General features: G+C 61.7%; 14 protein-coding genes. 13 read left to right on the top strand and 1 reads right to left on the bottom strand.

Features of this window, described 5'->3' with window-relative positions:
- The first annotated feature begins 15 nt into the window (after window positions 1-15).
- The 3 genes from OXS31_RS09070 to OXS31_RS09080 are packed head-to-tail and all read left to right on the top strand — an operon-like array spanning window position 16 to window position 2,701.
- Window positions 16-1,104, top strand: a complete 1,089-nt coding sequence (locus tag OXS31_RS09070; protein WP_108581538.1) for a glycosyltransferase family 1 protein — start codon at window positions 16-18, stop codon at window positions 1,102-1,104.
- Between the two features lie 37 nt (window positions 1,105-1,141).
- A complete protein-coding gene (locus tag OXS31_RS09075) occupies window positions 1,142-1,456 on the top strand; it encodes a hypothetical protein (protein ID WP_037007628.1) in 315 nt (104 codons plus the stop codon).
- 45 nt (window positions 1,457-1,501) lie between these two features.
- The gene (locus tag OXS31_RS09080) at window positions 1,502-2,701 is read left to right on the top strand and encodes a glycosyltransferase family 4 protein (RefSeq protein ID WP_027598154.1); all 1,200 of its coding nucleotides are present in this window, start codon (window positions 1,502-1,504) and stop codon (window positions 2,699-2,701) included.
- A gap of 3 nt (window positions 2,702-2,704) precedes the next feature.
- Here OXS31_RS09080 and OXS31_RS09085 read toward each other — a convergent pair whose 3' ends face one another.
- The gene (locus OXS31_RS09085; RefSeq protein WP_027598153.1) at window positions 2,705-3,568 is read right to left on the bottom strand and encodes an oxaloacetate decarboxylase; all 864 of its coding nucleotides are present in this window, start codon (window positions 3,566-3,568) and stop codon (window positions 2,705-2,707) included.
- Between the two features lie 298 nt (window positions 3,569-3,866).
- Between OXS31_RS09085 and OXS31_RS09090 the strand changes: the two genes are divergently transcribed.
- From OXS31_RS09090 to OXS31_RS09135, 10 genes are all read left to right on the top strand, one after another.
- On the top strand, window positions 3,867-5,075 hold the full coding sequence (locus OXS31_RS09090) for a methyltransferase (RefSeq protein ID WP_144954993.1): 1,209 nt from the start codon (window positions 3,867-3,869) through the stop codon (window positions 5,073-5,075).
- A 138-nt stretch (window positions 5,076-5,213) separates the two neighbouring features.
- Window positions 5,214-5,426 (top strand): hypothetical protein, encoded by a 213-nt coding sequence (locus OXS31_RS09095; RefSeq protein WP_027598151.1) that lies wholly within the window; start codon window positions 5,214-5,216, stop codon window positions 5,424-5,426.
- A 470-nt stretch (window positions 5,427-5,896) separates the two neighbouring features.
- Window positions 5,897-7,306: an undecaprenyl-phosphate glucose phosphotransferase gene (locus tag OXS31_RS09100; protein WP_007161398.1), complete on the top strand. Its 1,410-nt coding sequence runs from the start codon at window positions 5,897-5,899 to the stop codon at window positions 7,304-7,306.
- A 157-nt stretch (window positions 7,307-7,463) separates the two neighbouring features.
- Window positions 7,464-7,904, top strand: coding sequence for a low molecular weight protein-tyrosine-phosphatase (locus tag OXS31_RS09105; protein ID WP_027598150.1), 441 nt, complete (start codon window positions 7,464-7,466; stop codon window positions 7,902-7,904).
- 15 nt (window positions 7,905-7,919) lie between these two features.
- Complete coding sequence (locus OXS31_RS09110) at window positions 7,920-10,136, top strand: polysaccharide biosynthesis tyrosine autokinase (protein WP_027598149.1); 2,217 nt, start codon at window positions 7,920-7,922, stop codon at window positions 10,134-10,136.
- 200 nt (window positions 10,137-10,336) lie between these two features.
- Entirely contained in the window at window positions 10,337-11,212 is an 876-nt protein-coding gene (locus tag OXS31_RS09115; RefSeq protein WP_027598148.1) for a glycosyltransferase family 2 protein, read from the top strand.
- Window positions 11,205-11,945: a WecB/TagA/CpsF family glycosyltransferase gene (locus OXS31_RS09120; RefSeq protein ID WP_027598147.1), complete on the top strand. Its 741-nt coding sequence runs from the start codon at window positions 11,205-11,207 to the stop codon at window positions 11,943-11,945. Before OXS31_RS09115 ends, OXS31_RS09120 begins: the two co-directional genes overlap by 8 nt.
- A gap of 84 nt (window positions 11,946-12,029) precedes the next feature.
- Window positions 12,030-13,307 carry a hypothetical protein gene (locus tag OXS31_RS09125; protein ID WP_027598146.1) on the top strand — a complete coding sequence of 426 codons (1,278 nt, stop codon included), beginning with the start codon at window positions 12,030-12,032 and terminating at the stop codon, window positions 13,305-13,307.
- 55 nt (window positions 13,308-13,362) lie between these two features.
- The gene (locus OXS31_RS09130) at window positions 13,363-14,634 is read left to right on the top strand and encodes a flippase (RefSeq protein WP_074583494.1); all 1,272 of its coding nucleotides are present in this window, start codon (window positions 13,363-13,365) and stop codon (window positions 14,632-14,634) included.
- A gap of 57 nt (window positions 14,635-14,691) precedes the next feature.
- On the top strand, window positions 14,692-15,726 hold the full coding sequence (locus OXS31_RS09135) for a glycoside hydrolase family 5 protein (RefSeq protein ID WP_027598145.1): 1,035 nt from the start codon (window positions 14,692-14,694) through the stop codon (window positions 15,724-15,726).
- Window positions 15,727-15,788 lie beyond the last annotated feature (62 nt).

A 15,788-nucleotide genomic window follows, 5' to 3' on the forward strand; every position in this document is an offset into this window, starting at 1 on the left:
GCAACGGGCAGAATCATGATCATCGTCAATTCCCGCTTCATCACCCAGGATCTTCGCGGCGTTCAGCGCTTCGCGGAATGCATCTCGCTGGAGCTGGCGAAGCTGAGATCCGACCTGCGCTTCGTCGCACCGCCCGGCGCCGTCAGGCCCGAGGTGGCCAAACGGCTGGGCATCGAAGTCATCGGCACCCGCCAGGGGCAGCGCTGGGAGCAATGGGATCTGCCGAACTGGCTGAAGAGCCAGGGCAGCCCCCTGCTGCTGTCGCTGTGCAGCACGGCGCCGCTGCTCTACACCAACCAGATCGCCACCCATCACGACATCAACTACGTGCGCTTTCCCGAGAGCTATTCGTGGAAATTCCGCACCTCGTACCGCTGCCTGATCCCCATGCTGCTCAAGCGCTCGAACGCCCTGATCACCGTGAGTGAATTCTCCCGGGACGAGATCTCGCGCTTCTATCGCTATCCGAGCGACTCGATCACGGTGGTGCCCAACGCCGTCGCCGATGCCTTCACCCTGGAGCCGCGGATCGATCGCGCCGACACCCCCTATCTGCTGGCGGTGTCCTCGCCCAGCTACCACAAGAATTTCTCGCGGATGCTGGAGGCCTTCGCCGCCCTGCCGCGGGATCTGAAGGTCGAGTTGCGCATCGTCGGCGACAGCCACGCCGTGTTCGGTCAGAACGACCTGGCGACCCTGGCCGCCCGGGATTCGCGGGTCAAGCTGCTCGGCCGCATCGACGATGCCGAACTGGCGCGCCAGTATCGCCAGGCCACCGCCTTCGTCTTTCCGTCGCTCTACGAGGGGTTCGGCATCCCGCCCCTCGAAGCCCAGGCCTGCGGCTGCCCGGTGATCTCGGCCAACACCGCCTCCATGCCGGAAGTGCTGCAGGACAGCGTCCTCTACTTCGATCCCTACGAGACGGCCAGCATCACCCAGGCGATGCGCACCATCCTCCAGGACGCACCGCTCAGGGAGGCGCTCCGCGCCAAGGGCCTGGCCAACATCCAGCGCTTCAACTGGCAGACCTCGGCGAGAAAGGTCTCCGACCTGCTGGACAGCGCCCTGGCGACCACCACGAAGGCCACGGCCAGAGCCGCCTGAAACGACCCCACAACAACAATTCAGCGATCAAGAACTCATGGAAGAGACAAGCAACGCCATGGCAGGCCAGAGCCGTTCCTCTGTACCCCTGACGCTCGACGACTCGAGTGTGTCCGGGCGCGTCCTTCAGGTCGCTGATTGCCACCGGCTGCCCAGCAGCTCGGACGCCACCGCGGCAGAGACCGTGGAGCGCCCGGAAAACGCCGAATGTTTCGAAACGCCTGCAACAGACGCCGTCTTTGCACCAAGCCCAACCATCAAGTTGCATGAACTCGACAGCGCTTCGGACGAGATCGAGATTACCCGGCTGCCCTGGGGATATGCAGTGACCAGAAAGACCCGCACTCCATGATTCAGCACCAGCACTTGATTTCATTTCACGCTTAAGGAAGACGACATGAAAATCGCCATCGTTCACGATTGGTTGGTAACCTTTGCTGGCGCCGAACGCGTGCTCGCCGAACTGCTCGACATCTGGCCGGAGGCCGACCTGTTCAGCGTGATCGACTTCCTCTCGGACGAGGATCGGGCGCAACTGCAAGGTAAGCAGGCGACCACCACCTTCATCCAGCGCCTGCCCCAGGCCAAGAAGCGCTATCAGACCTATCTGCCGCTGATGCCGCACGCCATCGAGCAACTCGACCTGTCCGGCTACGACCTGATTATTTCCAGCAGCCATGCGGTGGCCAAGGGCGTCCTGACCGGTCCGGACCAGCTGCACATCAGCTATGTCCACTCGCCCATCCGCTACGCCTGGGACCTGCAGCACCAGTACCTCAAGGAAGCCGGTCTCGACCGCGGCCTCAAGGGCAAGCTGGCGCGCGTCATCCTGCACTACGTGCGCATCTGGGATCAGCGCACCGCCGCCGGCGTGGACGCCTTCGTCGCCAACTCCCACTTCATCGCCCGGCGCATCAGCAAGGCCTATCGCCGCGAAGCCAAGGTCATCTATCCGCCGGTCGACATCAGTCGCTTCACCCCCAGCGGCGGCAAGGAGGACTTCTATCTCACGGCGTCGCGCATGGTGCCCTACAAGCGCATGCCCATGATCGTCGAGGCCTTCAGCTCGATGCCCGACAAGAAGCTGGTGGTGATCGGCGCCGGCCCCGAATTCGAGAAGGCCAAGGAAGTCGCCGGCCCCAACGTCACCCTGCTCGGTTACCAGGACTTCGACTGCCTGCTCGACCACATGCGCAGAGCGCGGGCCTTCGTCTTTGCCGCCGAGGAAGATTTCGGCATCACCCCCATCGAAGCCCAGGCCTGCGGTACCCCCGTCATCGCCTATGGCCGGGGTGGCGTCCTGGAAACCGTGCGCGGCCTCGATGCGCAACACCCCACCGGCGTCTTCTATCCGGAACAGACCGCTGCCTCGCTATGCGCCGCCGTGCGCCAGTTCGAGGCCCTGGAAACGCCGATCAGCCAGCAGGCGTGCCGGCAGAATGCCGAGCGCTTCGCCACCAAGCGCTTCCGTCAGGAAATGCGCGCCTTTGTCGAGGCCCGGGTCGCTGCGCTGCATCTGCCCGCCGATCTGGATCTGGAGATCGTGACACCCTTTCCCAGCAAGGCTCTGCAACCGAGTTCGCTGAGCACCGCCTGATGGTTACTCCTTTACGTCCATGAATTCCCGCGCCCAGACTCGATACTCCTGCAGGGTCGAGTACTTGGTGGAGAGTTCGGACGCGGACAGGTCGGACGCGGTGATGTCGCGCTGCTCTCTGAGGCAGTCGTAGGTCGCCTTGATCGCCGCGAAGTAGGCTGCATGCCCGTTCACCACCACCCGGACCCCGGCCTTGGCCAGGCGGGCGTTGTCGCGCAACTGGGGATTGCCGTAGGTCACCAGCATTACCGGCACGCTCAGGTGCTGGGTGATCTCTTCCAGATGAGCGAAATCGCGAATGCCGACCATGCAGATACCGTCCGCACCCGCGGCCTCGTAGGCCTTGGTGCGGGAGATGACTTCCTCGGTGCTCAATTCGGTGGCGTTGGTGCGGGCGAAGATGCTCAGGGCCTCGTCGATACGGGCTTCCAGCGCACCCTTGATCTTGCCGATGCCTTCTTCGACGCTCACCAGATCCGTGGACTTGCGACCATAGCCGGCCGGCAGCACGGTGTCCTCGATGGTCAGGGCAGCCACCCCGGCGCGTTCGAGTTCGGTGATGGTGCGCATCACGTTCAGCGCATTGCCGTAGCCGTGATCGGCGTCGGCGATGATGGGCAGCCGGGCGACCCGCCCGATGCGCGTGGCCTGCTCGACGAACTCGCTGAGGGTGATCAGGGCGAAGTCCGGCGCGGCCAACACCTGCAGGGAAGCCACCGACCCGCCGAGGATGCCCATTTCGAAACCCAGGTCGTTGGCGATACGCGCCGACATGGGATCGAAGACGGACGCCGTGTGATAGCAGCTGTCCGATTTGAGCAGGGCTCTGAACGCTAGACGCAGCTTGTGCGGGGAGGTTGGCTTCATAGGATTTTCCTTCTGGGAGATACCGAACAGACAATGTTAGCGCGACAAGTACTGGTCACACGACCGGATGTCCGGCTTTGAGATAAATCGATTCATCCAACTGACCCACGGTCGTCGCCTGGCCTCGCTCTTCGAGAGCCGCAGGCCCCGCGTCGAACGTCAAATGAATGCGGATCGGCAGCGCAGCCAGCCACCTGGCCAGGCGCGGGAAATTTCGATACCCAAGCATGCCCGGGCGAAGTGACAATAGTGGCCAGGCCTTGCCTTCCTGCCAATCCCGTCACTGCATAATGCCATCATGCTCGCCGCTGCTTTCCTCGAACGCTTCACCGCCCTGGATCTCTTTCTGACCCGCCATCAGCACCTGTGGCGACCCAGACCCTTCGTCGAACGGGAGCTGGCCTGGGAATCGAGCCATGCGGAGCTGGCTCGCTGGCTGCGGGCCCGCAGTCTGGAGGAAGCCGAGGCCGCCCATAATACCCCTCAGCTGCTGGCTGCACCTGAGCCCTTCCGCTCCCTGGCAGAGACCTCACTGGCGCTCAGTCAGGTCCACGAATACCAAGACGCTCCTGGCCGCACCTTGTCCGGCAGGCAAGACGTCGACGTGCCGGGGCGCAAGTGGCTGCAGATAGAAGCCTTCAGCCGCACGCTGGACTTCAGGCAACCGGTGCAGCGCTGGGTCGACTGGTGCGCGGGCAAGGGCCACCTGGCCAGGCACCTGACCCATCAGGGTGCGCCAGCCATCTGCCTGGAGGTCGATGCGACCCTTGTCGAGGAGGGCGAAAGGCTCAGCCACCGGGGCCAAGCCCCGGTGCACCATTATCAGGCCGATGTGTTCCAACCGCTGGCAGGCGACCTGCTCGGCGGCCGCGATACTCCCGTCGCCCTGCACGCCTGCGGCGATCTGCACACCCGACTGCTCAGAGTTACAGCCGAGCGCGGCTGTCAGCAACTGGCCCTGGCGCCCTGCTGCTATGACCGCATCTCTGCCGAGGTGTATGACCCGTTGTCCACCGCGGCGCAGGCCTCGGCGCTGCGCCTGGACCGCGAAGCCCTGCGCCTGGCGCTCTGCGAAACCGTCACCGGCGGGCAGCGGGTGCGGCGGGACAGGGACCTGTCCATGGCGCGACGCCTGGGATTCGATCTCCTGCAACGCGAACTCAGTGGGCGCGACGTCTATCTCAATACGCCGCCGCTACCCAGCCACTGGCTGCGCCAGCCCTTCTCGGCGTTCGGTGCGGAGCTGGCGCGGCGCAAGGCGCTGAAGCTTCCCGCGGCGATCGACTGGCCGCTGTGGGAACGTCGAGGCTTCCAGCGGCTGGCAGAAGTTCGTAATCTCGAACTGCTGCGCGGCCTGTTCCGCCGCCCGCTGGAACTCTGGCTGGTGCTGGACCAGGCGCTGTTCCTACAGGAACAAGGTTACAGTGTGACGTTGGGGACCTTCTGTCCGGCCAGCCTGACACCCCGGAATCTGCTGCTGAGCGCGGAAAAACCCTGCCCGGCATAGGCCTACAGCCGCTCTATCCTGCACGTTTGTCGGAATCTGAGCTGAGGAGTGTAAAAAATACCTTTTGGTGATGGACTTCTCACAAAGTCTGCACAATAGTTAGGTTGCAATCTCGCAAAAAAAGCAGGAATAACAAAAATGCGCTACTACCTGCCCGTTTGGACCGGCGTTGCCGGTTGCCTCGTCTTCGCCCAAGCCCAGCTGCCCTGGCTTGCGGTGGCCTCGCTCCTCGTCAGCTGGTCGTTCCTGTTGTTCTCCCACGACAACTCGAGAAATTCAGCCTGGCACTCCAAGATTTCCAACCTTCCCGTCAATTCCCCCCTGAGTTTTCAGTCCCATCATCGCCATTGAGGCGTGTTTCAGGCCAGGGACTGGCCTACACCCGACCTGACCGGTCTGGCTGTCTCATTGTTTGGTGAAGCAGCTCACAATTCCCACATCCCGCGTTAAAGTCCGACGGAACGTTTTCCTGCCTTCCGCTGCCCGGGCAAGCCACTCATCGCACTCTGATGCGAGAGAAGTGTGCCAGCCGTCCGCCCGCGCTGTGACGCACTCCCCCCTTCTTCACTTCCCCTCCTCCGCCGTAGCCCGACTGGCGTGCTATTTGCCCTGATCTGGGCCAACTCGACAGCGCCTTCCCGCCTTTTTACCGTGTGAACCTCTTTATCAGTGCCGAGTCCTAACGTCGCTACAGCCATCATGGCATTTAGCGATCGGTGGTCAGTCATCGGTCCTAGAGCGCCATAGTGAACATTTCATACGCTGGTAGCTGCCTCGCCCAGTTGAAAGTTCGTGCACGGTATACGCACAAGGATGGAACCATGAATTTGAAAGAACGCGGCATTTTGCATACGAATTCCTCGGCAATCTCGCTCGCACACCGCCTGCTCGACCTCGCCGTGATCACGCTGAGCGCCTATGTGGCAGGCACCTGGGCGTCGGAAACCGGCATGCGTCCCGAGCATTGGGTCGTCATCTTCCTGTCCTTGCTGATCTTCCATTTCCTCACCGAGCTGAACCACGTCTATGGTTCCTGGCGGGGTGAGCGCATCACCGACGAACTGCTCAAGATCGCCACCTACTGGGTGCTGACCTTCGCGACCGTGTTCATGGTCGACTACTTCTTCTTCGATCAGTCCTATCTCTCGCCTGGCGTGATGCAGGGCTGGCTGGGTCTGACGCTGGGCACGCTGTGCGGCTATCGCGTGCTGCTGCGCTCGATCATGCATTCCCTGCGCAAGGCCGGCATCAACACCCGCAATGTCGCCATCGCCGGCAATGGCATGGTCGCCCAGCGCCTGGCGCACACCATCAGCACCGCCCCCTGGATGGGCCTGCGCATCGCCGGTTTCTACAGCGACAACCAGGACACCGGTGAAGAAGGTGTACCCAGCCCGGCGCTGAATGGCGGTCTGGATCGCCTCATGCAGGACGTTCGCTCCGGCCAGGTCGACAAGGTATACATCACCCTGGGCATGGCCGATCAGAGCAAGATCAACTGGCTGGTCCAGGAGCTGAGCGATACCACCGCGTCGGTCTACATCATCCCGGACATCTTCATGTTCCACCTGCTGCATGCCCGTAGCGAGAGCCTGGACGGCCTGCCCAGCATCAGCATCTTTGATACCCCGATGGATGGCGCCAGCCATATCGTCAAGCGTATCGAGGACATCGTGCTGTCTTCGATCATCCTGGCCATGATCTCCCTGCCCATGCTGGCCATCGCCATCGGCATCAAGATCACCTCGCCCGGTCCGATCTTCTTCAAGCAGAAGCGCTACGGCATGGACGGCAAGCCGATCGAAGTGTGGAAATTCCGCAGCATGAAGGTCATGGAAAATGGCGCCAAGGTCACCCAGGCGACCAAGAATGACTCCCGCATCACCCCGTTTGGTGCATTTTTACGACGTACGTCTCTCGATGAATTGCCTCAATTCATTAATGTACTCCGCGGCGAAATGTCCATCGTGGGTCCCCGTCCCCATGCCGTCGCTCATAACGAGCAATACCGCAAGCTGGTGCAGGGCTACATGCTCCGCCACAAGATGAAGCCCGGCATTACCGGTTGGGCTCAGGTCAATGGCTGGCGCGGCGAGACCGACACTCTGGACAAGATGCAGAAGCGCGTCGAGTTCGATCTGGACTATATCCACCACTGGTCCTTCTGGTGGGACGTCAAGATCATCTTCCTCACGCTGTTCAAAGGCTTCATCAATAAGAACGCATACTGAGTCTGGCCGGGGCCGTTGGCCCCACTACTCAGCACGACGATCTGGAGCCTGGACTCCCGACTCTAATTACATCGGCAGCGAGCAACTCCTGTACGGGCTTTGCTGGGCTATCTGCCGTCGATACCTGTTGTCCGGACAACAGGAAGGTTTTTGAAGAATGATCAAGTCGATATTGGTTGTATGCGAAGGGAACATCTGTCGCAGCCCGGTCGCAGAAGCACTACTGGCCAAGGCGCTGGAAGGCCGTGACGTCCAGGTCGGTTCGGCCGGCATCAGGGCGCTGGTGGGCCACGGCATGGAAAAGACCGCTCAGGAGGTATTGCTACGGGAGAACGGCATCGATTTCACCACCCACAAAGCTCGCCAGGCGGATGCAGAGATGCTGCGCAAGGCGGATTTGATTTTGACCATGGAAGAGTTCCACTCACGCTCCGTCGAAAGTATTGCTCCTGAAGTCAGGGGTAAGGTTTTTCTGATCGGGAAATGGTTGAGCAATCAAGAAGTACCAGACCCTTATCGCCTTTCTAAAGAGATGTTTCAAAATGTCCAAATACTTTTGACGCGCTGTGTAGACAGTTGGCTTCCATACATCAAATAGGGAAGAAGGAATTTCATGACCACGATGCCTCGCTTTACTCCCGAAGTTAAAAATGAGTCGGATATCAACTTCTCCGCACTCTTCGGAATGTTGATCGATTACAAATGGCAACTGCTGTCGGTAATCGGCATTTTCGCTGCGCTCGGTATTGGCTACGCCATCCTGGCCACGCCGATGTATTCGTCCAACGCCATGATCCAGATCGAAATGGAGAAGAAGGGCGTTACCCGACTGACCGACCAGACCAGCGGCATGCCGCCGCCCATGCCTGAGGCGGTGACCGAGATCGAGCTGCTCAAGTCGCGCTCGGTGATCGGCAAGGCGATCGAGAACCTCAAGCTGGATATCGAGGTCAAGCCGCGCTATTTCCCGCTGATCGGCAACTTCGTCGCGCGCCGTTTCGAGCCGCAGAATGAAACCGACGTCGCCTCTCCCCTGCTCGGCCTGAACAGCTTCGCCTGGGGCGGCGAGAAACTGGTCATCGACCAGCTGGAAGTGCCGGACAGCAACCTCGACAAGCCGATGAAGTTGAAGGTCGAGGACAACCAGAACTTCACCGTCTTCAACGCCGACGACGAAGTGGTACTGCACGGTGGCCTCGGCCAGCCGGTGAGCAATGCCGGTTACCAGATCAAGGTGACTACGCTGCAGGCTCGCCCCGGCACCGAATTCACCATCATGAAGAAGCGTTTCTCCAAGACCATCCAGGAATACCAGGGCCGCATCGTCGCCGGTGAACGCGGCAAGATGTCGGGCATCATCGGTGTCGGTCTGCAAGACGCGGATCCGCTGAAGGCCCAGGCCATCGTCCAGGAAGTCGCGGACATCTACGTTCAGCAGAACATCGATCGCAACGCCGCCGAGTCCACCCAGAGCCTGGAATTCCTACGCGCCCAGATCCCGGTCGTGAAATCCGATCTGGAAAAGGCTCAGTCCGCGCTGAACTACTACCAGACCAACAAGAAGTCGGTCGATATCGACAGCGAGACCAAGGGTGTCCTGGAACAGACCGTTGCCCTGGATAACCAGATCTCCGAGCTGAACCTCAAGCGCACCGAGATGGACCGCAAGTTCACTCGCCAGCACCCGGCCTACCAGGCGCTGATGAGCCAGCTGGGCCAACTCCAGGCCGAGCGCGCCAAGCTGCAGAAGCGCGTCGAAGTGCTGCCGGAAACCCAGCAGGAACTGCTGCGCCTGAACCGCGACATCGAAGTGACCGGTCAGACCTATGCGCTGATGCTGAACAAGGCCCAGGAGCTGGAAGTCATTCGCGCCGGTACCGTGGGTAGCGTCCGCATCATCGACAACGCCAACGCCAATGTCGACGATCCGTCCGCCCCCAACAAGCCGCTGATCATCGCCGTCGCCATCATCCTGGGCGGCATCGTCGGCCTGGCCATCGTCTACACCCGTCACACCCTGCGTCGCGGTGTCGAGACCCCGGAAGCCATCGAGCAGATCGGCCTGCCGGTCTACGCCTCGATCCCCTACAGCAAGAACCAGGCGGACACCACCAAGGTACTGGGCACCAAGCAGCCGGGCGAGTCCTCGCTGACCGCCCTCACCCATCCGACCGATCTGAGCACCGAGGCGCTGCGCAGCCTGCGTACCAGCCTGCACTTCGCCATGATCGAGGCCAAGAACAACATCCTGATGATCTCCGGTCCCAGCCCGGGCGTCGGCAAGTCCTTCGTGTCCTCGAACCTGGCCGCGGTGATCGCCGAGTCCGGTCAGCGCGTCCTGCTGATCGACGGCGACATGCGCAAGGGCTATCTGCACAAGCTGATGAACACCAAGCAGCAGGACGGTCTGTCCGATCTGCTGAGTGGCCGCATCGCCCTGAACGACGCCATCAAGAAGACCGAAGTCGGCAGCCTGGATTTCGTCTCCTGCGGCCAGTTCCCGCCGAATCCGTCGGAACTGCTGATGAGCCTGAGATTCACCACCGTGCTGAAGAAATTCAGCGAGCTGTACGACATCGTGATCATCGACACCCCGCCGATCCTGGCGGTGACCGAGGCCGGCATCATCGGCAGCCACGCCGGTACCAGCCTGATCGTCGCACGTTTCGGCGTGAACAGTGTCAAGGAGCTTGAGGCGACCAAGCGCCGCTTCGACCTCAACGGCATTCCGCTCAAGGGCGTGATCTTCAACGCCGTGGAGCGCAAGGCCAGTAACTACGGCTCTTACGGCAACTATCACTACTCTTACGAGCAGAACGCCAAGAGCTGATGCACGACCCGGCTGGACGGCCCGAGCGCCGTCCAGCCAATCCCTTCAGGGATCGCGGCAGTATTCGTACAGGCGCATCGAACAAGAAACTACCTCACACAGCGATTTCGAAGGGTTCGCTCCTGAACCCGGCCACGCTTGGCAGCCTTGGATCTCGACGCTGTACCGGATTGATGATTCTGAAGAATAGGAACACGCCAATGAACGTAGTCATGGTGCTCAACTACAAGGCCCCCAACGAAACCATCAGTTGTGTGGAGAGCATCCTCAAGCACTGCCCGTCCATCGATCACGCGGTGGTGGTGGACAATGATTCCCAGGACGGCTCCATCGACGTCCTGCAACGCTGGCAGGCCGACAACGGCCTGAGCCAGGTCACCGTGCTCGCCAGTCCGCGCAACGACGGCTATGCCGGTGGCAACAACTACGGCATGCGCTGGGCGCTGGACAACCTGGCGGTCAAGCATTTCTGGGTCGTCAACAACGACGCCTACGTCAAGGACGATGCCTTCGCCCCGCTGCTGGCCGAGCTGCAGCGCGCGCCCAAGACCATCGTCGGCTCGGTGATCCTGAGCTCCCAGACCGGTCGCCTGGAATGCTATGGCGGCGGCATCCTCTACCCGCTGCTGGGCAAGTCCAAGCTGCTGGGCAAGGACATCGCGGTCAGCGACATCGCCAAGCTTGATCGTGAACCCGACTACATCATGGGTTGCAGCATGGCCTTCTGCGCCAGCCTGCTGACCGAGATTGGGTTCATGGACGAAGCCTACTTCATGTACTCCGAAGAGGTGGACTGGCAGTACCAGGCCAAGCGCAAGGGCGTCGCCCTCAAGGTGCTGCGGGAGAGCCAGCTCTATCATTACGGCTCGATGAGCTCGGGCGGACGCAGTGCCTTCTATCACTACTTCCGCAATCGCGCCGCGACCCGCTTCAATCGCAAATTCCATGGCACGCCCTACGCACTGGTCTCCGCCGTGCTGCTGTCCGGCATCACCGTGCTTAAGGAATTCAAGAATCCGAAACTGGCCTGGTCCGGCGTGAAGGGCGCCTTCAAGGGAGCGACGATGCATGTCTAACCTACGCACCCAAGCCTTTGGTATCGACTTCTTCACCGGTACCAAGGACGAGCTGATGAGCTCGATCAGCCAGGACATCCATCGGCCCTACAGCTACATCGTCACGCCAAACATCGACCATGTCGTGCAGCTGCAGAGCAACCCCGACATGCGCGAGTCCTACCAGCGCGCCGGCAAGCGCATCTGCGACAGCCGGATCCTGATGCCTATCCTCAAGTCGCTGGGGGTGGCCGTACCCGAGGTCATCACCGGCAGCGATCTGACGCTGAGCATCCTGCGCAAGGCCAACGACGAGCGCCTGTCGGTGGTGTTGATTGGTTCGAGCGAGAATGACGTAGGCAAGCTGCGGCGGATGTATCCGCACATGCAGCTGGCGCACTACAACCCGCCGATGGGCTTCATCAACGATCCGCTGGAAACGCAGAAATGCGTCGACTTCGTGATGCAGAATCCGTCGGAGTTCATCCTCTATGCCGTCGGGGCGCCGCGTCAGGAAAAGCTCGCGCGGCAGATCGACAGCAGCAAGCGCACCGGCGTCGGCCTGTGCATCGGCGCGTCCATCCTGTTTGCCGTCGGCACCGTCAAGCGGGCGCCGCGCTGGATGCAGAAGGCCAAGCTGGAGTGGCTGCACCGGATGTGTTCGGAGCCCAAGCGGCTGGCCAAGCGTTACGTGCACGATGCGGTGAGCATCCTGCCCATCTATCTCAAGGAACGCAGCAGTCGACGCACCTGAGGGGCTGCCCCGCAGCGTTCTCAGCCGCAAGGAAGATGACCACCGGACAAGCAGTCCGGTGGTCCCGTCTGGATGGGTAGGTCTATGAGCATTCTCCGTAAAAGTACCGTTTCCTTCGTTCTCCTGGTTCCGTTGCTGATCCTGCACCTGGACGTGTTCGGCGAAAGCCCGCACAACCCGGTCGGCATCCTCTATCTGAACGAGTTGTACCTGGCCATCTGCATGGCCTTCACCTTCTTCTACCTGCTGACCAGCATTGGTACCCAGCAGCGCGAATTCAAGATCCTGATGACCTACGCCGTCTATTCGTCGGTGGTCTTCATCGGTCTGCCAGCGATCTTTTCCTTCCTGTTCTACGGCCAGCCGCTGGTCTACGGCCTGATCGAGGAGCGGCGGATCCTGTTCAGCTTCGGCTTCGCCACCCTGATGTTCCTGGGGCGCAACATGAGCGCCTCGCAATTCGAGAAGGCCCTGCTGATCACCGCGCTGCTGGCCGCCGTCATGGCCTGGATGTTCAAGTTCGGCGTGCTGCCGGACCTGCGGGACAAGCAGTCCTCCTTCGACCGCCCGGACCGTTCCTCCATCGGTGCGCCGGCGCTGTGCCTGGCCTACTTCTACTGCATCCAGACCTGGAACAAGGGCATCTCGCCGATCGATGGCTCGGCGCGCAGCAAGACCGTGCACATCGTGCTGGCCATGGTGTTCCTGCTGACCCTGGTGTTCGGCACCCAGACCCGGCAGCTGATCGTGCTGGCGCTGGTGTTCACCGTGTTCTGCCTGAAGAGCAAGTCGATCGTCTGGATCTGCGTCTCCGCGCTGCTGCTATCGCCCTTCTTCATCTTCCCGGACCTGATGAAGGTGCTGGGGTTGAACCTGGACTTCTATGCCCAGTCGGTGCAGGACGGCCCCACCGACGGGGTGCGCGAGCAGACCATCGGCTACATCTTCTCCCACCTCAGTCAGAACCACTGGTTGCCGAGCGGCTCGCTGTCGCTGATGTGGAACAACGGCTTCATCCCCTACTTCGGTGAGTACTTCTTCCTTTCCGACGTCGGCGTGTTCGGCACCCTGTTCCGCTTCGGCTTCCTGGCCTTCATCATCATCCCGGTGTCGCTGTTCCTCTACTATCGCTGGGCGAAGATGCTGCACCCCGATACCGGTTTCGTGGTGACCGCCACCCTGGCGCAGCTGGTGATCTGGCCGCTGGCCGGTTTCTTCGAGTACCTCCAGGCCACCATCTGCTACCTGCTGGTGATCCAGGCGCTGCGTGCGCTGCACCATTACAGCTCCGCATCCGTCCAGGAGACCTACGTCAGCAGTCCCTACCCGCGTCCGAGCAGCCAGCTGGCTCGCCCGGTCTGATCCCGCGTGCCGCCCGACGTCGGTCGGGCGGCCTCAAGGAGTTTTCACCCCCACGATGTCGATGATCAAAAACAGCACCTGGAACATCCTGGGTGTCGTCATTCCCAGTGCCATCGCGCTGCCCACCATGGGCGTGCTGTCGCGCCTGCTCGGGGTCGAGCAGTTCGGCCTGTTCACCCTGGCCTTCGCCATCGTCGGCTATGCCACCCTGTTCGATGCCGGCCTGTCGCGGGCGGTCATCCGCGCCGTGGCCATGCACCATGGCGACAAGGGACTCAACCGGCTGGTCATGGGCACGGCCACCGGCGCCGTCATCGGCCTGAGTCTGCTGGCGACGCTGCTGCTGTGGTTCGGCGCGGGCAAGGTGGTGAGTCTGCTGCACGTCTCGCCCGAACATTTCGACAATGCCGTGGCCGGCTTTCGCTGGCTGAGCCTGTGCGTGCCGCCCTTCCTGCTGGCGACGGTCTGGTTCGCCTACCTGGAAGGCAACGAGCGCTTCGGTGAATTCAACATCCTGCGGACCTTCTCCAACAGCCTGCTGGCGATCGCGCCGCTGATCGCGGTGCTGATCGAACCGAGCTTTTCCGCCACGGTGATCGGTCTGGTGCTGGCGCGGGTGGTGTCCATGGCGCTGGCCTACTGGCCGCTGCACAAGGACTTCCCGGAAGGCATCCGCACCTTCAAGGTCGAGGTGTTCAAGGAACTGCTGAAATTCGGCAGCTGGATGACGGTGAGCAACATCATCAGTCCGCTGATGGTCTACTTCGACCGCTTCGTGCTGTCGCACATGGTCGGCGCCAGCCGCGTGTCCTTCTATACCGCTCCGGCCGAAGCGGTCTCGCGGATGCTGATCATCCCCAATGCCGTGGCCCGGGTGGTGTTCCCGCTGCTGAGCAAGAGCGGCGACGACGCCGCGCGCCAAGCCAACAAGGCCTTTTGGGGCCTGCTGCTGATCAGCCTGGCGATGGTGCTGCCGATCCTCGTCCTGGCGCCCTGGATCATGACCGTGTGGATGGGTCCGGAGTACGGCGGCGATGCCGCGCAGATCCTGCGCATCCTGGCGGTGGGTTTCATCTTCAACGCCCTGGCGCAGATTCCCTTCGCCAAGATCCAGGCCCGCGGCCATTCGCGGACCACGGCGATGATCCATCTCGCCGAGCTGCTGCCCTACCTGGGTCTGCTGGTGGTGTGCATCCAACACTTCTCCATCATGGGCGCCGCCATCGCCTGGACCATCCGGGTGACCGTGGACTACCTGGCGCTGGAATACTTCGCCCGGCGCACGCCGCCGCTGCAACCCACGCCGGTCTACCAGCAGAGCTCCTGAGGGAGCCCTGTCCAGACGAACTTACGCAACACACGAGAGGTGCTGTCCGTGTCACGAGTGAAACGTCGTATCGGTGGTGGCCTGCTGGCCACCGTATTACTTTCCGCGGCGCTTTATGGCCAGGCTCAGCCACAGCCGGCGACAGCCAAGGTGGATCTCATCGGCATCAACCTGTCGGCCGCCGGCTTCGCCGGCCAGGTGCTGCCCGGCGTGGAAGGCACCAACTACTTCTATCCCACCGAGGATTACTTCCGCCGCTACGCGGCCAAGGGCATCCGCTTCATCCGCTTCCCCTTCCTCTGGGAGCGGGTGCAGCCCCAGCTGGGCGGTGAACTGGATCAGGCCCAGGTCGCCCTGCTGCAGCGCACCCTGGACTTCGCCGACAAGTACGGCATCCGGGTGATCCTCGACCTGCACAACTACGCACGCTATCGCGGCCAGCTGATCGGCTCGCCCCAGGTGTCCTATGCCAGCTACGCCGATGTCTGGAAGCGCCTGGCGCTGACCTTCCAGAAGCATCCGGCGCTGTACGGCTACGATGTCATGAACGAACCCCATGACACCCAGGGCCTCTGGCCGCGGGCGGCGCAGACGGCCGTGGACAGCATCCGCACGGTGGACATGAAGACGCCGATCTTCATCGCCGGCGACAGCTGGTCCAGTGCCCAGCGCTGGCCGCAGGTGAATGGCGATCTGCTGATCAAGGATCCGGCGGACAACCTGATCTACGAGGCGCACATCTACTTCGACGAAGACTCCAGTGGCAACTACGCCTCGGGCATGAAGGGCGTCCATCCCATGATCGGCGTGGAAAGAACCCGCCCCTTCATCGAGTGGCTGAAAAAGCACAATTTGCGCGGCTTCATTGGCGAATATGGGATACCTGCACACCCGCAATGGCTGGAAGCCATGGACAATCTGCTCAGCTATCTGGGCGAGCAGTGCGTACCCAGCGCCTATTGGGCGGCGGGTCCGGGGTGGGGCGACTATCCTCTGGCCATCGAACCGAAGAATGGCGCGGAGAAGCCGCAGACGGCCCTGCTAGAAAAACACCTGAACAAACATGACTGCGAAGTCATAGGACCTCGTTAGCGGAGATATGACAGATTTCGAACGGCGTCACCTTTTTCCGCTCCGATGGCGCTGAACTCGAT

This window comes from Pseudomonas sp. GM_Psu_1 (assembly GCF_026544185.1).
Taxonomy (GTDB): domain Bacteria; phylum Pseudomonadota; class Gammaproteobacteria; order Pseudomonadales; family Pseudomonadaceae; genus Chryseomonas; species Chryseomonas oryzihabitans.

Coding starts and splice junctions, on each gene's coding strand:
- OXS31_RS09075 (WP_037007628.1), top strand. CDS start 1,142: ATGGAAGAGACAAGCAACGCCATGGCAGGCCAGAGCCGTTCCTCTGTA.
- OXS31_RS09100 (WP_007161398.1), top strand. CDS start 5,897: ATGAATTTGAAAGAACGCGGCATTTTGCATACGAATTCCTCGGCAATC.
- OXS31_RS09085 (WP_027598153.1), bottom strand. CDS start 3,568: ATGAAGCCAACCTCCCCGCACAAGCTGCGTCTAGCGTTCAGAGCCCTG.
- OXS31_RS09090 (WP_144954993.1), top strand. CDS start 3,867: ATGCTCGCCGCTGCTTTCCTCGAACGCTTCACCGCCCTGGATCTCTTT.
- OXS31_RS09110 (WP_027598149.1), top strand. CDS start 7,920: ATGACCACGATGCCTCGCTTTACTCCCGAAGTTAAAAATGAGTCGGAT.
- OXS31_RS09070 (WP_108581538.1), top strand. CDS start 16: ATGATCATCGTCAATTCCCGCTTCATCACCCAGGATCTTCGCGGCGTT.
- OXS31_RS09125 (WP_027598146.1), top strand. CDS start 12,030: ATGAGCATTCTCCGTAAAAGTACCGTTTCCTTCGTTCTCCTGGTTCCG.
- OXS31_RS09120 (WP_027598147.1), top strand. CDS start 11,205: ATGTCTAACCTACGCACCCAAGCCTTTGGTATCGACTTCTTCACCGGT.
- OXS31_RS09130 (WP_074583494.1), top strand. CDS start 13,363: ATGTCGATGATCAAAAACAGCACCTGGAACATCCTGGGTGTCGTCATT.
- OXS31_RS09080 (WP_027598154.1), top strand. CDS start 1,502: ATGAAAATCGCCATCGTTCACGATTGGTTGGTAACCTTTGCTGGCGCC.
- OXS31_RS09105 (WP_027598150.1), top strand. CDS start 7,464: ATGATCAAGTCGATATTGGTTGTATGCGAAGGGAACATCTGTCGCAGC.
- OXS31_RS09095 (WP_027598151.1), top strand. CDS start 5,214: ATGCGCTACTACCTGCCCGTTTGGACCGGCGTTGCCGGTTGCCTCGTC.
- OXS31_RS09115 (WP_027598148.1), top strand. CDS start 10,337: ATGAACGTAGTCATGGTGCTCAACTACAAGGCCCCCAACGAAACCATC.